Origin of the sequence: Variovorax paradoxus (genome assembly GCA_016806145.1) — a bacterium.
Classification (GTDB): domain Bacteria; phylum Pseudomonadota; class Gammaproteobacteria; order Burkholderiales; family Burkholderiaceae_C; genus Variovorax.
On the sequence record CP063166.1, the window covers coordinates 2,778,452 to 2,794,852 of the forward strand.

General features: G+C 71.9%; 16 protein-coding genes and 1 pseudogene. 11 read left to right on the plus strand and 6 right to left on the minus strand.

Going from position 1 to position 16,401, the window contains the following annotated elements; translation table 11 throughout:
• The first annotated feature begins 18 nt into the window (after positions 1-18).
• The 5 genes and pseudogenes from INQ48_12830 (at position 19) to INQ48_12850 (ending at position 5,065) form a co-directional block, all read left to right on the plus strand.
• Positions 19-255: a hypothetical protein gene (locus tag INQ48_12830; GenBank protein QRF60041.1), complete on the plus strand. Its 237-nt coding sequence runs from the start codon at positions 19-21 to the stop codon at positions 253-255.
• Positions 256-282: 27 nt separating this feature from the next.
• Positions 283-798, plus strand: a complete 516-nt coding sequence (locus INQ48_12835; GenBank protein ID QRF60042.1) for a helix-turn-helix transcriptional regulator — start codon at positions 283-285, stop codon at positions 796-798.
• A gap of 63 nt (positions 799-861) precedes the next feature.
• The gene (locus tag INQ48_12840) at positions 862-1,797 is read left to right on the plus strand and encodes a DMT family transporter (GenBank protein ID QRF60043.1); all 936 of its coding nucleotides are present in this window, start codon (positions 862-864) and stop codon (positions 1,795-1,797) included.
• A 258-nt stretch (positions 1,798-2,055) separates the two neighbouring features.
• A pseudogene (locus tag INQ48_12845) lies at positions 2,056-2,853 on the plus strand (hypothetical protein).
• A 139-nt stretch (positions 2,854-2,992) separates the two neighbouring features.
• On the plus strand, positions 2,993-5,065 hold the full coding sequence (locus INQ48_12850; protein ID QRF60715.1) for an esterase-like activity of phytase family protein: 2,073 nt from the start codon (positions 2,993-2,995) through the stop codon (positions 5,063-5,065).
• Here the strand turns inward: INQ48_12850 and INQ48_12855 are convergent.
• On the minus strand, positions 5,022-6,017 hold the full coding sequence (locus tag INQ48_12855) for a LysR family transcriptional regulator (protein QRF60044.1): 996 nt from the start codon (positions 6,015-6,017) through the stop codon (positions 5,022-5,024). The genes INQ48_12850 and INQ48_12855 overlap by 44 nt on opposite strands.
• A 141-nt stretch (positions 6,018-6,158) precedes the next feature.
• On the opposite strand from INQ48_12855, the gene INQ48_12860 reads away from it, so the two are divergent.
• Positions 6,159-7,151: a tripartite tricarboxylate transporter substrate binding protein gene (locus INQ48_12860; GenBank protein QRF60045.1), complete on the plus strand. Its 993-nt coding sequence runs from the start codon at positions 6,159-6,161 to the stop codon at positions 7,149-7,151.
• A gap of 26 nt (positions 7,152-7,177) precedes the next feature.
• Here the strand turns inward: INQ48_12860 and INQ48_12865 are convergent, their stop codons facing one another.
• The gene (locus INQ48_12865) at positions 7,178-8,056 is read right to left on the minus strand and encodes a CoA transferase (protein QRF60046.1); all 879 of its coding nucleotides are present in this window, start codon (positions 8,054-8,056) and stop codon (positions 7,178-7,180) included.
• Positions 8,057-8,200: 144 nt separating this feature from the next.
• Between INQ48_12865 and INQ48_12870 the strand changes: the two genes are divergently transcribed.
• The gene (locus INQ48_12870) at positions 8,201-9,103 is read left to right on the plus strand and encodes an SDR family oxidoreductase (protein ID QRF60047.1); all 903 of its coding nucleotides are present in this window, start codon (positions 8,201-8,203) and stop codon (positions 9,101-9,103) included.
• Positions 9,104-9,112: 9 nt separating this feature from the next.
• Here the strand turns inward: INQ48_12870 and INQ48_12875 are convergent, their stop codons facing one another.
• A complete protein-coding gene (locus INQ48_12875) occupies positions 9,113-9,571 on the minus strand; it encodes an Lrp/AsnC family transcriptional regulator (GenBank protein QRF60048.1) in 459 nt (152 codons plus the stop codon).
• A 131-nt stretch (positions 9,572-9,702) separates the two neighbouring features.
• Here INQ48_12875 and INQ48_12880 point away from each other — a divergent pair, with 131 nt between their 5' ends.
• Positions 9,703-10,311: a glutathione S-transferase gene (locus INQ48_12880; protein ID QRF60049.1), complete on the plus strand. Its 609-nt coding sequence runs from the start codon at positions 9,703-9,705 to the stop codon at positions 10,309-10,311.
• On the opposite strand, the gene INQ48_12885 is transcribed toward INQ48_12880, so the two are convergent.
• Both INQ48_12885 and INQ48_12890 read right to left on the minus strand, forming a co-directional pair.
• Positions 10,312-10,701, minus strand: a complete 390-nt coding sequence (locus tag INQ48_12885; GenBank protein QRF60050.1) for a DUF488 family protein — start codon at positions 10,699-10,701, stop codon at positions 10,312-10,314.
• Positions 10,702-10,713: 12 nt separating this feature from the next.
• The gene (locus INQ48_12890) at positions 10,714-12,585 is read right to left on the minus strand and encodes a PhoX family phosphatase (GenBank protein QRF60051.1); all 1,872 of its coding nucleotides are present in this window, start codon (positions 12,583-12,585) and stop codon (positions 10,714-10,716) included.
• A gap of 95 nt (positions 12,586-12,680) precedes the next feature.
• Between INQ48_12890 and INQ48_12895 the strand changes: the two genes are divergently transcribed.
• On the plus strand, positions 12,681-13,508 hold the full coding sequence (locus tag INQ48_12895; protein ID QRF60052.1) for a crotonase/enoyl-CoA hydratase family protein: 828 nt from the start codon (positions 12,681-12,683) through the stop codon (positions 13,506-13,508).
• 357 nt (positions 13,509-13,865) lie between these two features.
• The gene (locus INQ48_12900) at positions 13,866-14,180 is read left to right on the plus strand and encodes a hypothetical protein (protein QRF60053.1); all 315 of its coding nucleotides are present in this window, start codon (positions 13,866-13,868) and stop codon (positions 14,178-14,180) included.
• A gap of 19 nt (positions 14,181-14,199) precedes the next feature.
• Here INQ48_12900 and INQ48_12905 read toward each other — a convergent pair whose 3' ends face one another.
• The gene (locus INQ48_12905) at positions 14,200-15,426 is read right to left on the minus strand and encodes a DSD1 family PLP-dependent enzyme (GenBank protein QRF60054.1); all 1,227 of its coding nucleotides are present in this window, start codon (positions 15,424-15,426) and stop codon (positions 14,200-14,202) included.
• 60 nt (positions 15,427-15,486) lie between these two features.
• On the opposite strand from INQ48_12905, the gene INQ48_12910 reads away from it, so the two are divergent.
• Positions 15,487-16,350: a LysR family transcriptional regulator gene (locus INQ48_12910; protein QRF60055.1), complete on the plus strand. Its 864-nt coding sequence runs from the start codon at positions 15,487-15,489 to the stop codon at positions 16,348-16,350.
• The last annotated feature ends 51 nt before the right edge of the window (positions 16,351-16,401 follow it).

Below are 16,401 nucleotides of genomic sequence, written 5' to 3' on the forward strand. Positions count from 1 at the left end.
GCGATCGCCCCGGCCGCCATGGCACAGCAACGCGTCCTCCTGGCCACCGATCCGCGCTGGCGCGTGGAGCGCGTGCGTTCGCACGAAACCGCGCCGCAATGGAGTCCCGTCTACACCGCGCCCTCGGGGCGACTGGTGCTGCCCTTCGATGCCGCCGCGATGGAGTTCCGCGGCGACGACGGCCCTGGTGCCTGGATCGATGCGTTGACGGCCTTGCGCGTCGCGCCCGCCCAGCGCTACCAGTTGCGCCCCTAGGCGCGCGAGTCGCGCTGCAGCGTGGTGGTGAGCGCCGCCGACGGCGTGGCCGACGCGCCCTGGACCGGCGACGCAGCCCAGCGCCTGCTGTCGCCGCGCGCCCTGTACCGGCTGCGCCTGCACTGGCGCCGCCTCGAGGCGGGGCTCGATGGCGTCGATGCCACGCCGCGATTGATCGCCGACGCTCTCGCGGCGGGTGGTTTCGCGCACAGCGAGGGCGCGGTGGGTCGCGCGCGGCGCTGCCTGGTGGCGGAGGTCGCGGACGGCCGCACGTTGTCGCTGCACGAACTGGCCGAGGCGGCCAGCAGTTCGCCGTTCCATCTGGCCCGCAGCTTTCGCCGCCGCACCGGCCTGAGTCCGCACCAGTACCGGCTGCACCTGCGGCTGGCCGCGGCGCTCGCGCAACTCGATGCCGGCGAGCGCGATCTCGCGGGCCTGGCGCACGCGCTCGGCTTCTGCCGCCAGAGCCACCTCGGCGCGCTGCTCCTGCGCGAGGTCGGCGTGACGCCCGGCGAGGCACGCCGCGCGCTTCACGCCGCATGAGCTAGCGCGCGACTGCGCAGGATCTTGATAGCGCCGCCGGGCGCGCGCGGCCAGACTGGCCGCATGAACCGATCCCTTCCCTGGACAGGCGTCCTCGCCGCGCTCGCCACCGCGCTGATCGGCAGCGGCTGGCAGATCGCCTCGCGCCATGGCGTCACCACCTCGCTCGGCCCGCTCGAACTCGCGGTGCTGCGCTATGCGATTCCCGCGCTGGTGCTGCTGCCGGTGGCGTGGGCCTCGCGCGCGGTGCTGCGCGCGCTGCCGGCACGGCAGGGCGCGTTGCTGGTGCTCGGCGGCGGCCTGCCGTTCGGGCTGGTGGTGATGGCCGGCGCGCAGTGGGCGCCGGCCGCCCACATGGGCGTGTTCGTGGCCGGCAGCGTGCCGCTGTTCACCGCGCTGGGCGGCTGGTGGCTCGACGGCGAGCGGCCGGCGCGCTCGCGCTGTCTCGGGCTGGCGCTGATGGCCGCGGGGCTCGCGGTGTCCGGCCTCGGTGGCCTGGCCGCGACCGCCTCGGCATGGCGCGGCGACCTGCTGTTCGTGCTCGCCGCGCTGCTGTGGTCGGGCTACACCCTGGCGCTGCGCCGCAGCGGTCTCACGGCCTGGCAGGGCGCGGCCGCGATCAACCTCGGCTCGACGCTGCTGCTGCTGCCGCTGCTGTGGTTCGCGGGCGCGCCGAAGCTGTTGAGCGCGCCCCTGCGCGACGTGGCACTGCAGGCCGTGGGGCAGGGGCTGTTCGCGGGCCTGCTCGGGCTCGCGCTCTACGGCGTGGCCGTCGCGCGGCTGGGCGCGGCGCGCGCCTCGCTGTCGGGCGCGCTGGTGCCGCTGATGACCGCCGTGGGCGCGGCCTGGCTGCTGCGCGAGCCGCTCACGGCCTCAACCTGGCTCGCGCTCGCGCTGGTGCTGCCGGGCGTGGCGTTGGCCGGCGGCGCCTGGACTGCGCGTACTGCATCGCTGCGTTCCCGAACGACCGGTTCTCCTCGACCATCTCGACCAGGCTGATGAAGACGTCCTCACGGCGCACTGGTGTCGTGCTCGATCGGCTTGATCGCGGGGCGGGAAGCGCCCGAGCACGCGAAAGGCCGCGCCGTTGTATGGTGTGGCCCGATGCGCATTTCGTTCTACCGGCCCGGTCCCGGCATGTTCTTACCAGCGCGGCGCCTGGGGCGTGCCTGTGGCGCCGTCCTGTGCGGCTGGCTGCTGGCGGGCAGTCTCCAGGCCGGCGCCGCGCCCACGGCCACCGAGCCGGCGGCCGGCGAAGCGCCCGCGCAGGCCCTGCGCGCCCGGCACAAGCAGATCAAGGACAAGCTCGAGCGCAGCAGCTTCGGCCGCCCCATACAGCTCGATTCGATCGAGACGCCCGACGGGTTGCAGGGCGACGTCTACGCGGTGGTCGAGCATCCGCTGTCGGAGGTCGGCAGCGCGCTCAAGGGCTCGGCCAACTGGTGCGAGCTGATGCTGCTGCACGTCAACAACCGGCGCTGCCGCGTGAGCGGCGCGCCGGGCCGCGAGACGCTCACGCTCTACGTGGTGCGGCGCTACGACAAGCCGGTCGACCAGGCCTTCGAGTTGCCCTTCGCCTACCGCGTGGCGAGCGCGACGCCCGAGCACCTGATGATCGACCTGTCGGCCGCCAGCGGCCCCTTCGGCACCAGCAACTACCACGTCACCTTGGAGGCGGTGGCGCTCGACGAGCGCAAGAGCTTCCTGCACTTCAGCTACAGCTACGACCACAGCATGATGGTGAAGCTCGCCACCCAGGCCTACCTCGCGACCTTCGGGCGCGACAAGGTCGGCTTCACCGTGGTGGGGCAGGCGCCCGACGGCAAGCCCGAGTACATCCGCGGCATGCGCGGGCTGGTGGAGCGCAATGCGATGCGCTACTTCCTCACGCTCGACGCCTACCTCGCGGCCGATGCCAAGGGCCAGTCCGAGCAGCGGCAGCGCCACTGGTTCGCGGCCGCCGAGCAGTTCCCGCGCCAGCTGCACGAGATCGACCTCGACACCTACCTCGCGCTCAAGCGCGAGGACCGGCAGCGCGAGGGGCTGGGCCGCTGACGGTCCGGCCCGCACTTTCACGTTCCTGTCACACGCGCCGGAGCTAATCGCCCGGCCCGCGCGCAACCGCGCGCGGCCATGACACGGAGATGAAAGACACATGACGAAGAAGATGCAGAGGGCGGCCGCGCGGCCGGGGATCGGATGGCTGGTGCTCGCGGGCGCGAGCGCCTTGCTCGCGGCCTGTGGCGGCGGCGGAGGAGGCGGCGGTGGCTTCGTGTTCCAGCCCGGCGGCGGTAGCGGCAACAACCCGCCCGCCGCGTCATCGAAGACCGGCACCTTCCTCGACGCCGCCGTCGAGGGCCTGGACTACGTGGCCGGCGGCGGCGCCAAGGCCGCGACCAATGCCAACGGCGAGTTCACATGCAAGGACGGCGAGACGGTGAGCTTCTCGGTCGGCGCGCTTGCCATCGGCAGCGCCGCCTGCGGCAGCACGGTCACGCCGCTGAACCTCGTGGGCGGCAGCGACGTCAAGGCCGACGCGGTGGTCAACCGCCTGCTCGCGCTGCAGAGCTTCGACGAGGACCTCGATCCCTCCAACGGCATCCGCCTCGCGCCCGCGCTGAAGGCCGCGCTCAAGGCCGGCTCGCTCGACTTCGCGGCCTCGGCCGAGGCCTTCAACACCGCGCTCAACGCCGTGCTGGCCGGATTGCCCGCGCCCTACGCGAGCCGCAGCGTTGACGCCGCGCGCCGCATGCTCGCGCGCGAGCACTTCGAGAACACGCTGGCCGCGCGCCTCAACGCGCCCGTGACCGAGGCCTTCACCCAGTCGAACGCGCTCGGCAGCATCGGCGCCAGCGTCACGCGCTACCAGCTGCAGGCCGACCAGAAGTTCAACGTGCCCTACGAGGGCGCGAACCCGAAGGTGCAGGCCGATTTCCCCAAGGGCTTCCTGCCGGCCTACGGCTCGGGCCTGGCCTTCAAGGGCAAGGCCGACGACGGCGCGCTCGAGTTCTATGCCATCACCGACCGCGGCCCGAACGGCGACGGCCCGAACGCGCCGATCCCCGGCAGCGACACGCTCAGCATCAGCAAGGTGTTCCCGGCGCCGTCGTTCGCGCCCAGCTTCGGCCTGATCCGCATCGGCAAGACCGGCGCGGTGCTGAGCTCGAGCGTGCCCCTGCGGATCGACGCCAACCGCAAGATCACCGGCCTGCCGCCGCGCTCGGGCATCGGCTCGACCGGCGAAACGCCGCTGACCGACCGCTACGTGTTCGACGAGGCCAAGGCCGGCTACGACGCCAACGGCCTCGACCCCGAGACGCTGGTGCTCGACAAGGCGCGCAACGTGCTGTGGACCAGCGACGAGTACGGCCCCTTCATCGCGCGCCTGAACATTGCCACCGGCGTGATCGAGAAGAAGTATGCGCCCGGCGACTCGGCGCACGACCTGCCGCTGGTGCTGGCCAAGCGCCGCCCCAACCGCGGCATGGAAGGCCTGACGCTCGATGCCGCCAGCGGCCGGCTGCACGGTTTCCTGCAGAGCCCGATCGATCCGCGCGACGAGAGCGGCAAGTCGATCAAGGCCAAGCCGCCCGGTGGCAGCAACACCGACGTGCGCCACATCGCGAAGTTCACGCGCTGGCTCGAGTTCGATCCGGCGACCGAGACCTCGAAGCTCTACGCCTACCCGATCGACGGCAGCCAGTACGACAAGGACCGCACCGGCAATGCCAAGCTCGGCGACGTGGTGAGCCTGGGCAACGGCCGCTTCATCGTGATCGAGCAGGGCGCGCGCAAGAGCGACGCCAAGGTGGTCAACAAGCTGATGCTGGTGGAACTGCCGGCCAACGCGACCGACATCGCGGCGCAAGGGCACGAGCTCGAGATCAGCAGCATCACGCAGGCGCCCTCGGGCACGGCCGACTATTCGAAGGTCGTGACGATGCGCAAGACCGAGCTGCTCGATCTCAATGCGCTGGGCTGGCTGGCCGAGAAGGCGGAAGGCCTGACCATCGTGGACGACCAGACGCTGGCGCTGGTCAACGACGACGACTTCGGCCTGCGCACCATCCTGCTCGACGCCAACGGCAACACCGTGGCCGGCAGCGTCGAGGACTGCACCGTGAACGCGGCCGGCGCGATCGTGAGCGGCTGCCCCGAGGGCGTGACCGGTGCGCGCCTCACGCGCGGCACCGACCTCGAGCGGCCCACGCGGCTGTGGCTGATCAAGCTCGATAGGAAGCTCGGGGCGCTGCGCCTGCCTTCCTGAGTTCCGGCGCCGGCGGCATCCGCAGATGCCGCGTGGCGCCGGCCGTGCGCATCACGGCCGACAGCAGGGAGCGGAACCACACGTGGCCCGGCGCGCGCTGGTGGCGTGCATGCCAGAGCTGGTAGAAGCGCATCGGCGGAAAGTCGAGCGGCGCCGGCACGATCGCCAGCGGCAGCAGCGCGGCGTAGTGCTGCGCGAAGTGCCGGCTGGTGGTGAAGATCAGGTCGGTGCCGGGCAGGAGCTGCGGCGCCATCGAGAAGTAGGGCACCGTCACGGTCGGCGTGCGCGCCAGGCGCAGCGTGGCCAGGTGGCTCTCGACCACGCCGCGCTGCAGGGTGCTGTAGAGCTGCGGCACCACGTGGGCGCCGTGCAGGTAGTCGCTCAAGGTGAGTCCGTGCGCGCCCGGATGGTCGCGATCGACCAGGCAGACGATCTCGTCCTCCATCAGCAAGGTGGTGTGCAGGTGCTCGGGCGGCTGCGGCCAGTTGCCGACCACCACGTCGAGCGAACCGTCGGCCAGCGCGGCCTCGACATCGAACTCGGGTCCCAGCGGATGCATGAACAGGCGCGCGCCCGGCGCGGTGCCGCGCAGGTACTGCACCACCGCGGCCATCAGCGGCGGCGCCAGGTAGTCGGGCGTGCCGAGGTGGAAGGTCAGCCGCGTGGTCGCGGGATCGAAGCTGTCGGCCGGCGCGAGCAGGGCGTCGATCTCGCCGAGCACCACGCGCACCGAGGCTTCGAGCCGCAGCGCGCGCTCGGTCGGCACCATGCGCTGCTTGTCCTTCACCAGCAGCGGGTCGCCGAAGACCTCGCGCAGCCGCTTGAGCGCGGTGCTCACGGCCGGCTGCGACTGGTTGAGGCGGGTGGCGGCGCGCGAGACGCTGCGCTCGGCCAGCAGCACGGCGAAGACGCGCAGCAGGTAGGTGTCGAAAGGATCGTTGGCGCGGGACATGGAGGGAAGGGCGCCGCACAGCTTTGGTGCCGAGCCATCGTGCAGGCCCGGCGCTTTGCTATGCCGCGCATAACGCGCTAGCGATTGGCGTGCCATGGGTGCGTTCCTAGAGTGCGGGCATCCCTCTTGCTGGACCGTGCCATGAACTCCACCGACCTCTCCCTCGCTCGACCCTCGCGCCGCGGCGCGCTGCAGCTGCTGGCGGCCGGCGCCGCCGCGCTCGCGCTGCCGGCTTTCGCGCAGTGGCCCGACCGTCCGATCAGGATCGTCGTGACCTTCCCGCCCGGCGGCTCCAGCGACATCCTGGCGCGCGTGATGGGCGAGCAGCTCGCGCGCCGGCTCGGCCAGGCGGTGGTGATCGACAACAAGCCCGGCGCGGGCGGCACCATCGGCGGCGCCCAGGTCGCGGCCGCGGCGCCCGACGGCTACACGCTGATGCTCGCCAACACCACGCCGATCGCGCTCGGCCCGTTCACGCTCGACAAGCAGCCCTACGACCCGGTCGCGGCCTTCAGCCACATCGCCGCGCTGGGATCGGCGCCGCTGGTGGTGATGGCCAGCAAGGGTTCGGGCATCGCGAGCTTCGCCGACCTCGAGGCCCGCGCGCGCAAGGACGGGCGGCTGGACTTCGGCTCGGGCGGTCCGGGCTCGATCGGCCACATCCACGGCGAGCTGATCCGGCGCGTGACCGGGCTGCACCTGGAGCATGTGCCCTACCGCGGCGGGGCGCCGATGACCACCGACCTGATCGCCAACACCATTCCCGTGGGGATCGATGTGATCACCGCCTATGTGCCGTACTTCAAGAGCGGCCAGCTGGTGCCGCTGGCGGTCACGGGCAGCGCGCGCTCGCCGCTGATGCACGAGGTGCCGGCCATCGCCGAGGTGGGGCAGCCCAAGCTGGTGCTCGAGAACTTCTTCGGCTTGAGCGGCCCCGCGAAGCTGCCGCCCGAGGTGGTGGCGCGCCTGCACGCCGCCTGCAACGAGGTGCTGGCCATGGCCGAGGTGCAGAAGAAGCTGATCGATCTGGGCATCGTCGCCAAGCCCGAGACGACGGCCCGCTTCGAGGGCATCGTGAAGGAGCAGGTGGCGGTGCTCGGGCCGACGGTGAAGGCGGCGGGCATCAAGCTCTGAGAAGCTCCGAGGTCCGCCGGCGCGCTTCAGTCGGCGAGCGTGAGCAGCGGCACGTCGCGCTCGCGCGCCATCGCCTCGAGTTCGGCGCGGCTGCGCTGCGCGATCCAGGCCGCCACGCCCTCGTGCGTGGCCGGCGCCATCATGTCGCGCGAGGCCAGGCCCGCGGCCTCGCACAGCCGGTGGGCGAAATGCGGCTCGAGCGCGGCCACCGCCACGCGGCCGTCGGCGCAGGGATAGACGCGGTAGCCCGCATGCGCGCCGCCGACCGCGCCCTGCGGCTGCGTCAGGCCCCAGGTGCGCGGCAGCGCGAGCCAGTCGGCCGAGACATTGAGCGCGACCTCGAGGTACACACCGCCGGTCATGCCGCCGCGCGAACGCAGCAACAGCGCCTTGAGCACCGCCTCGCTCGCGAGCAGCGCGCCGCCCATGTCGGCGAACAGCGTGGCCGGCAGCGCGGTGCCGGTGACCAGGCCGCTCTCGGCGAGGTAGGTCAGGTCGTGGCCCGGCTCCTCGGCGCGCTCGCCGTGGGCGCCGACGATCGCCACCTGCGACAGCGCCGGATGGCGCGCATGCAGCGCATGCCAGTCGAGCCCGAGCTTGGCCAGCGCCGAGGGGCGGAACGAGGTCAGCAGCACGTCGGTGCGCGCGAGCGCCTCGTGCAGCGCGCGCTGGCCGGCCTCGCTCTTGAGGTCGGCCTGCTCGATGGCGATGCCCTCGTGCAGCGCGGCGTAGGCTGCCTGGTTGTAGAGCGCCATCGGGTCGCCCGCGGGCGGCTCGAACTTCAGGCAATCGGCGCCCATGCGGCGGCAGCGCAGCAGCGCGGCCGGGCCGGGCAGGTTGAGCGCGAGGCTCAGGATGCGCACGCCGGCGAGCGGCTGCGAGGAGGCGTCGATGAAGTCGGGCATGGGTGGCGAGGGGCTCGGGGCAGTCTGCGGAAGCGGCCATTCTCGCCCCAGCCCCGCGTCGCGCCCGCGACCCGGCCCCCGATGCGCGCGGCGCCCGCCGCGCGTAGCATGGCCGCCGTCAGGCAAACCTCCAGGAGACGACGCATGTTCCAACCTTCCCTCATGAGCGGCCAGCGCATCCTCGTGACCGGCGGCGGCACCGGGCTCGGCCGCGCGATGGCCGAGCGCTTCCTCGGCCTGGGCGCCGACATCGCGATCTGCGGCCGGCGCCAGTCGGTCTGCGAGGAGAGCGCGGCCGAATGGCGCCAGCAGTTTCCCGAACGGCGCATCGACACCTTCGGCGTCGACATCCGCGTCGCCCAGAGCGTCGACGAGATGGTCGAGAGCCTCTGGCAGAGCGGCGGCCTCACCGGCCTGGTGAACAACGCGGCCGGCAACTTCGTCTCGCCGACCGAGAGCCTCTCGCCGCGCGCCTTCGACGCGATCGCGAACATCGTCTTCCACGGCAGCTTCTACGTCACGCAGGCCGTGGGCAAGCGCTGGGTGGCCGAGGCCAAGTCGGGCCAGTGGAAGGCCGGCGATGCCTTCCGCAGCGTGATGAGCATCATCGTGACCTGGGTCGACAACGGCAGCCCCTACGTGGTGCCCTCGGCGATGAGCAAGGCCGGCATCGAGGTGATGACCAAGTCGCTCGCGGTGGAGTGGGCGCGCTACGGCGTGCGGCTCAATGCCGTGGGCCCGGGCGAGATCCCGACCGAGGGCATGAGCAAGCGCCTGAACCCCGGCGAGGAGCCCGGCGCGCGCACCATCGCGATGAGTCCGATGGCGCGCACCGGCCGCATGAGCGAGCTGCAGAACCTCGCGGCCTTCCTGATGTCGCCGGGCCAATGCGACTGGCTCACGGGCCAGAGCATCATGATGGACGGCGCCAACGCGCTGGCCAACGGCGGCAACTTCTACGAGCTGCGCCAGTGGAGCGACGGCGACTGGCTGGCCGCGCGCGAGCGCATCGAGGCACAGAACCAGAAGGACAAGACGCAGCGCTGAGCCTGCGCGCTACTTCCTCGGCGGCTTCGCCGCGTGCACGGTGACGTGCTTGTTCACGGGGCTCGACAGCACCAGCGAGGTGGTGACTGCGCCGTCGACCGCGAGCGCGTCCACCACGCGCTCGAGGTCGGCCGGCTCGGCGATCGCGCAGCGCACGATGAAGCAGTCCTCGCCGGTCACGCGGTCGGCGCTCAGCACCTCGGGCATCTGCTCGAACAGCTTGAGGTAGCGCGCGATGCCTGCATGCGTGGTGTCGATGCGGATGATGGCCTGCAGCCCCACGCCGAGCGCGCGCAGGTTGACGCGCGCGCCGTAGCCCTCGATCACGCCCGCGTCCTCGAGCTTGCGCACGCGCTCGCTCATGGCCGGCTGCGACAGGCCGATGCGCTTGCCCAGCGCCGCGAGGCTCTGGCGCGCGTCGGCCTGCAGGGCCTCGAGGATCAGGCGGTCTTTCTTGTCGATGTCCATGCGTGATGAGAAGAGGGGTTCGCCGATGGTCCATCGGCCGGGAGCGCCGATTTTCGATGAATGCCCGTGGCCCGCGCGCGCAGGCACCGCTAAGGTCGTGGCTTCGTTCAAGACCCAAGGAGGAACCCTCGATGCAACTCGTCGGCATGCTCGACTCGCCCTATGTGCGCCGCACCGCCGTCTCGCTGCGGCTGCTGGGCATTCCTTTCGAACACCGCTCGCTCTCGGTGTTCAGCACCTTCGAGCAGTTCCGCGCGATCAACCCGGTGGTCAAGGCGCCGACGCTGGTGCTCGACGACGGCGCGGTGCTGATGGATTCGACCTTGATCGTCGAGTACGCCGAGTTCCTCGCCGGCCGCAGCCTGTGGCCGGCCGAGGCGGCGGCGCGGCTGCGCGCGCTGCGTCTCACGGGGCTCGCGCTCGCGGCCTGCGAGAAGACGGTGCAGATCGTCTACGAGCGCAACCTCCGGCCGGCCGAGAAGCTGCACCAGCCCTGGGTGGACCGGGTGCTGGGTCAACTGCTGGCGGCCTATGACGAACTCGAGCGCGAGGTGGCGGCGGCGCCGTGGACCGCCGAAGAAGCGGCGCTGACGCAGGACGCCGTCTCGGCGGCCGTGGCCTGGTCGTTCACGCAGCTGATGCTGCCCGAGCTGGTGGCGCCCGCGCGTTGTCCGGCACTGGCGGCCCATGCCGCGCGCGCCGAGGCCCTGCCGGTGTTCGCGGCGCTGCCGCAGGCCTGATCAGGCCGCGATGTCGGCGCCGCGCTCGGCCAGCAGGCCGCGCAGCAGCGAGCGGTGGCAGCGCGACTCGTCCTCGCAGTAGCAACCCACGGCCAGCGCGGTCTGGTGCGAGAGCGCCGCGAGCAGGTCGAGGCTGCGGCTCGCGTCGGCCTCGGCCATCTCGGCCTTGTACTTGCGCATGAACACATTCCACTCGGCCGGCGTCTGCGCGGCCTGGCCCAGCTTCATGGTCTCGGTCGAGGGCGCGAGGTTCGGGTACCAGACGTCGTACCAGTCCTGCGACGCGAATTCGCTCTTGGGCACGCCGCGCGGCGGGCGCCGCACGGTGCCCACGCGCAGGCCTTCGCCGGGGCTGCGCGGCGTGCCGAGTCGAACGATGCGGATGCTCATGGGTGGTCTCCTCTAGGTGCCGACGATGCCGCCGTCGCGCCGCCGGATCACCAGCGTGGCCGAGCGCGGTCGCGCGCTGCCCGGTGCTGTGCCGTCGGGCCAGGCGCTGTTGTGCGTGGCGCTGCCGTCGTCGCGCGACTCGCCCGGATGCTGGACGTTGACGAACAGCGCGCGGCGGTCGGGCGCGACCACGCAGCCCGTGATCTCGCAGCCGCTGGGTCCGGTCAGGAAGCGCTTGATGCGGCCCGTGGCCGGGTCGGCCACCAGCATCTGGTTGTTGCCCAGGGCGGTGTAGGGCGGCTTGCCGATCAGCTGGCCGCTCATGTCGGTCTGGATCCACAGCAGGCCGCCGCTGTCGAAGTGCAGGCCGTCGGGGCTGCCGAACAGGTCGGCATCGGCGCTCGGGTAGCGCGCGCCGCTGCCGGGCTGCGCGGTGTCGCCCGCGAGCACGAAATGCTCCCAGGCGAAGCCCGCGCTCGCCGCGTCGCCGTCGTCCTCGCGCCAGCGCAGGATGCCGCCGAACAGGTTGTCGGCGCGCGGGTTCGCGGCATCGGGGCCGGGCTTGCCGAGGTCGCCGCGCTGGCTGTTGTTGGTGAGCGTGACGTAGACCTCGCCGCCGGGGCTGATCGCGATCCACTCGGGGCGGTCCATCTTCGTGCCACCCACCGCGTCGGCCGCGAGCCGCGCGTGGACCAGCACCTCGGCCTGGTCGGCGAAGCCGGCCGCGGCATCGAGCCCGTGGCGGCCGTGCACCAGCTCGATCCAGCGGCCGCGGCCGTCGGCGTCGAAGCGCGCCACGTACAGCGTGCCCTCGTCGAGCAGCCGCGCATTGGCCGCCGCGCGCGAGCCCTCGCCGGCGGGCGCGATGCGGTCGGTGCTCAGGTACTTGTAGATGTATTCGAAGCGCGCGTCGTCGCCCATGTAGACCGCCACGCGGCCGTCCCTGGTCACGGTGCAGGTCGCGCTCTCCTGGCGCTTGCGGCCCAGCGCGGTGCGCTTGACGGGCTTGGCGGCGGGATCGAAGGGGTCGATCTCGACCACCCAGCCGAAGCGGTGCGGCTCGTTGGGATGGCGGCTCAGGTCGAAGCGCTCGTCGAAGCGCCAGTACTCGACCCATTGCGAGCCCGCCACCGTGCCGTAGCGGCGCTGCGCGGGCGTCGCCTCCTTGGCCGCCTCCTTCGGACCGCCGAAGTAGCCGTGGAAGTTCTCCTCGCAGGTGAGATAGGTACCCCAGGGCGTGACGCCCATCGCGCAGTTGGCGAAGGTGCCGAGCACCTCGGTGCCGGCGGGATCGAGCGCGGTGCGCAGGCGCGGCGAACCCGCGGCCGGGCCAGCGATGCGCATCGGCGTGTTGCCGTGCACGCGGCGGGCATAGGGCGAGGGCAGCACCTGGCGCCAGCCGCCTTCGGGCGTGCGCGCGATCTCGATCACCGACACGCCCATCGCATGCAGCGACTTGCGCACCTTCTGCGCGTTCCATTCCTTCGCGCCGTCGGCATGCAGCAGCTGCTCGTCGGTGTACTCGTGGTTCATCACGAGCAGCGCGCGCCCGGGCGTGGCGAGCGGAAAGAAATGCATGCCGTCGTGATGCATGCCGGCCTGCAGCGCCTGGTCGGCCGCGCTGTTGCCGCCGTCGGGCGCGAAGGCGGGCATCGGCTGGCCCGCGATGCCAGTGGGCGTGCCCCAGGGGTAGAGCAGCTGCCATTCGTACTCGGGCGGCACCACGACCGCGTCGCGCAGCGAGGCCGGCACGGCCGTGAAGCCCAGCGCTTCCGCGGCTTCGATGGACACCGTGGGCTTGGTGGCCCCGGCGGGGTGCTGGGCCAGCAGCGCCACCACGGCGGCGGTGCCCGATTGCAGGAAGCGGCGGCGGTCGAGGGACATGGGCGGCGGTGCGGTGTTGGGTCGGCGACAGCCGCCATCATCGCCGAGCGCCGCGGCGCGCGATACTTTGCCAACGACCCCAGGAGACACACCGCATGACCGAACGCATCGAAACGATCCGCCACCCCGACGGCGTGGTGGAACTGCAGCTGGACCGCGCCGACAAGATGAACGCGCTCGACCCCGCGATGTTCGATGCGCTGATCGCCGCCGGCGAAGCGCTGCGCGCCGACGCCACGGTGCGCGCGGTGGTGATCGCAGGTCGCGGCAAGGCCTTCTGCGCGGGGCTCGACATGGCCTCGTTCCAGCGCATGGAGCAGGGCGCGGCCGGCGAGGTGCTGGGCCAGTCGGCCGATGGCGCCGGGCTGGTGGCGCGCACGCACGGCCTGGCCAATGCCGCGCAGCAGGTCGCGATGGTGTGGCGCGAGGTGCCGGTGCCGGTGATCGCCGCGGTGCATGGCGTGGCCTTCGGCGGCGGCCTGCAGGTGGCGCTGGGCGCGGACATCCGCATCGTCGCGCCCGACACCAGGCTGTCGGTGATGGAGATCAAGTGGGGCCTGGTGCCCGACATGGGCGGCATGGTGCTGATGCGCGAACTCGCGCGCAGCGACGTGGTGCGCGAGCTCACCTACACCGGCCGCGTGTTCTCGGGCGAGGAGGCGCTGCAGCTGGGCTTCGCCACGCGCCTTGCGGCCGATCCGCTGGCCGAGGCGCTCGCGATGGCGCACGAGATCGCGGGCAAGAGCCCCGACGCGATCCGCGCCGGCAAGCGGCTGCTCAATGCCTCGCTGGCGCACAGCGCGGCCGAGCTCTTGATCGCCGAGTCGGTGGAACAGCAGGCGCTGATCGGCAGCCCGAACCAGGTCGAGGCGGTGCGCGCCAACATCGAGCGGCGCGCGCCGCGCTTTACCGCGCCCGGCTGAGCGACCGCGACACCCTCCCGGGGAAATCTCACCGTCACCGCCCGCGAGGCGGTCCGTTCTCGTCCGCGACGCGTCCCGCGCCGCGGCGCGCGCCTGCGCGTCAGCCCGGCGCCGCCTGCCTGATGGCCGTCACATGTGATCTTTTTCGCTCAAACGATTAACAAATTGATGCGGATCTGACACAAAGATTTACGTTCATGTAAAATGTAAGTATTCTTTTTGGCGTCCTGAGGCTGTTCAGGCCACTTGTGTGCAGTAGGTCACGGACTGATGGTCAGTTCACGCCAGTTCCGGGAAATTCTTCGTATCACCTTCATCAACTACTAAAAGAACCTTGCCAAACGGCAGCGATCCTGCATGTCGACGACCACGTTTTTCTGCAATCTGAACGTCCCCATCCTGGTGGGCGAGGATCGCTACAAGTACGTCCCGATCGTCGGCGTGTTCCGCACCATCGCGATGGACGACGTCGATGCCTGGGTGATGCATGCCGACGGCCGTCCGCGCAGCGATCGCGAGCTCGCGGCCGAGGTGCTGGTCGAGATCCGCAAGCCGCTGGGCGCGACCGGGCGCACCGCGCCCCATGCCTTCGACGTGGCCGACATCCTGCAACTCGACCGCGCGGCGGCGATCGTGGTGTCGACCTACCTGGCCGCCTTGCCGCGCGTCTGAGCGGCCTTCTTCCTCTTCCTCAGCGTTTCCCGCGCGCATCCACCGGCCAGATGGCGACCAGCGTGTCGTCCTCGACCACGTGGTAGACGTCGTGCAGGTTCACCGTCGGATCGCAGTGCGGCGTCACGAACTCGACACGCGCGCCCAGCGCCGGGCGCGCGTCGGCCGGCACCAAGAGCTTGCCGTGCTCGTCGCCGAAGAAGGCATAGCGGCTGCCCGTGCCGGCGCCGCGCGCCACCAGCGGCACGCCGCTGTCGGTGGCGAAGCACTTGCTGCCGCCGTCCACCGTCACCCAGTCGGCCGCCTGCGTGCTGACCACCGCGGTCTGCACGAACAGCGAGACCTCGAATGCCTGGCCGGGCGCGTTGCCGGCCAGCACCTGCGCGTATTCGGCGTCCATGAACACGTACGAGCCGGCCTGCAACTCGGTGAAGCCGTCGCCCTGCGCATCGAGGTCGTGGGTGCCGGTGCCGGCGCCGGTCACGATCTCGAAGCGAATCCCCTGGCGCTCGGCCGCGGCCACGATCCGCGCCACCGTCTGGCGCAGGCCCGCGGCCGAGGCGCTGCGGTGTTCGCGCTCCACGATGTGCTGCAGGTTGCCCGCATAGGCCTGCAGGCCGCGCAGCCGCAGCCGCCGTTCGGCCGCGATCGCCGTGGCCAGTGCCAGCACCTGGGCTTCGGTGGCGGCGCCGGTGCGGTTGTAGCCCGCGCCGTAGTCGACCAGCACGTCGAGCGGATGGGGCAGGGCGGCCGCCGCGCGCGCGAGTTCGGCGGCATTGCGCGGATCGTCGATCACCACCATCAGCCCGCCGGGGCCGGCCTGGCGCGCGAGCTTGAGCACGCGCGCGATCTTGCTCGGCGTGACCGCGGGCGAGGTCAGCAGCACGCCCGGGATGCCGCCCGCGACCATCACCTCGGCCTCGCCCACCGTCACGCAGCTCACGCCGATGGCGCCGGCCGCGACCTGCATGCGCGCGATCGCCACCGACTTGTGCGTCTTCACGTGCGGCCGCAGGCCCACGCCGCGCGAGCGCGCGAAGGCGGCCATGCGCTCGATGTTGCGCGTCATCGCGCTCAGGTCGATCAGCAGCGCCGGCGTGTCGAGCTGCTGGCGGCCGCCGGGCACGCCGATCAGCGGTGCATTGACGGGGGAGTGGGTTTCGAGGGACACGGGATGTCTCTTTCTGTGGAGGGTCGATGTGCCGCGCCGGAACACGCGGGCGAATGCCTTGTGAAATGATCGCATCGAAATGAGCGCGCCTTCCATCGTCCCCACCGATCCCCGAGCCTTCGACGGGCGCGCGCCATGAAGGCGCTCGACATCGAGGCCGTGCAGGCCTTCGTGCTGGTCGCCGACCTGCGCAGCTTCACGCGCGCGGCCGAGGCGCTCGACGGCACCCAGTCGGCCGTGAGCCTGCGCATCAAGCGGCTCGAGGATGGGCTGGGCCGCCGGCTGCTCGAACGCACGCCGCGCAGCGTGCGGCTGTCGGCCGAGGGCGATGCCTTCCTGCCCTTCGCGCGCAACCTGCTGGCCGCGCACAGCGGCGCGCTCGATGCCTTCGCGGCGCCGCGCCGCAGGCTGGTGGTGGGCCTGAGCCACCACATCGTCGGCGCCGAGCTGCCGCTGCTGCTGCGCCGCGTGAAGCAGGCCGAGCCCGGCGTGGTGATGGAGGTGCGCATCTCGACCTCGCGCGAACTGCTCGATGCCTTCGACCGCGGCGCGCTCGATGCCGTGCTGGTGCTGCGCCACGACAGCCGCCGGCTCGACGGCGAGGTGCTGTTCGAGGAGCCCTTCGGCTGGATGGCCGCGCCCGACTTCATCCACCGCTCGGGCGAACCGCTGCCGCTGGCGACGCAGGCCGAGCCCTGCAGCGTGCGGCAGATGGCCATCACGGCGCTGGCGCAGGGCGGCGTGTCCTGGTCCGAGGTGTTCGTGGGCGGCGGCATCCTCACGGTGGGCGCGGCCGTCTCGGCCGGGCTTGCGGTGGCCGCGCTCGGGCGCCGCGTGGCGCCGGCCGGCACGATCGAGATCGGCCCGGTGCTGGGCCTGCCGCCGCTGCCCGAGCGCGACGTGGTGCTGCATGCGGGCGTGTCCGACGCGCCCGCGCGGCGCGCCCTGAAGTCGCTGTCGGATGCGATGCGCGCGACGGCCGGCGGCTTCAGGCGCTGAACGCGCGCAGGGCGATGGCCGCCACGGCGGTGGCCATCGCCAGCACGGCGG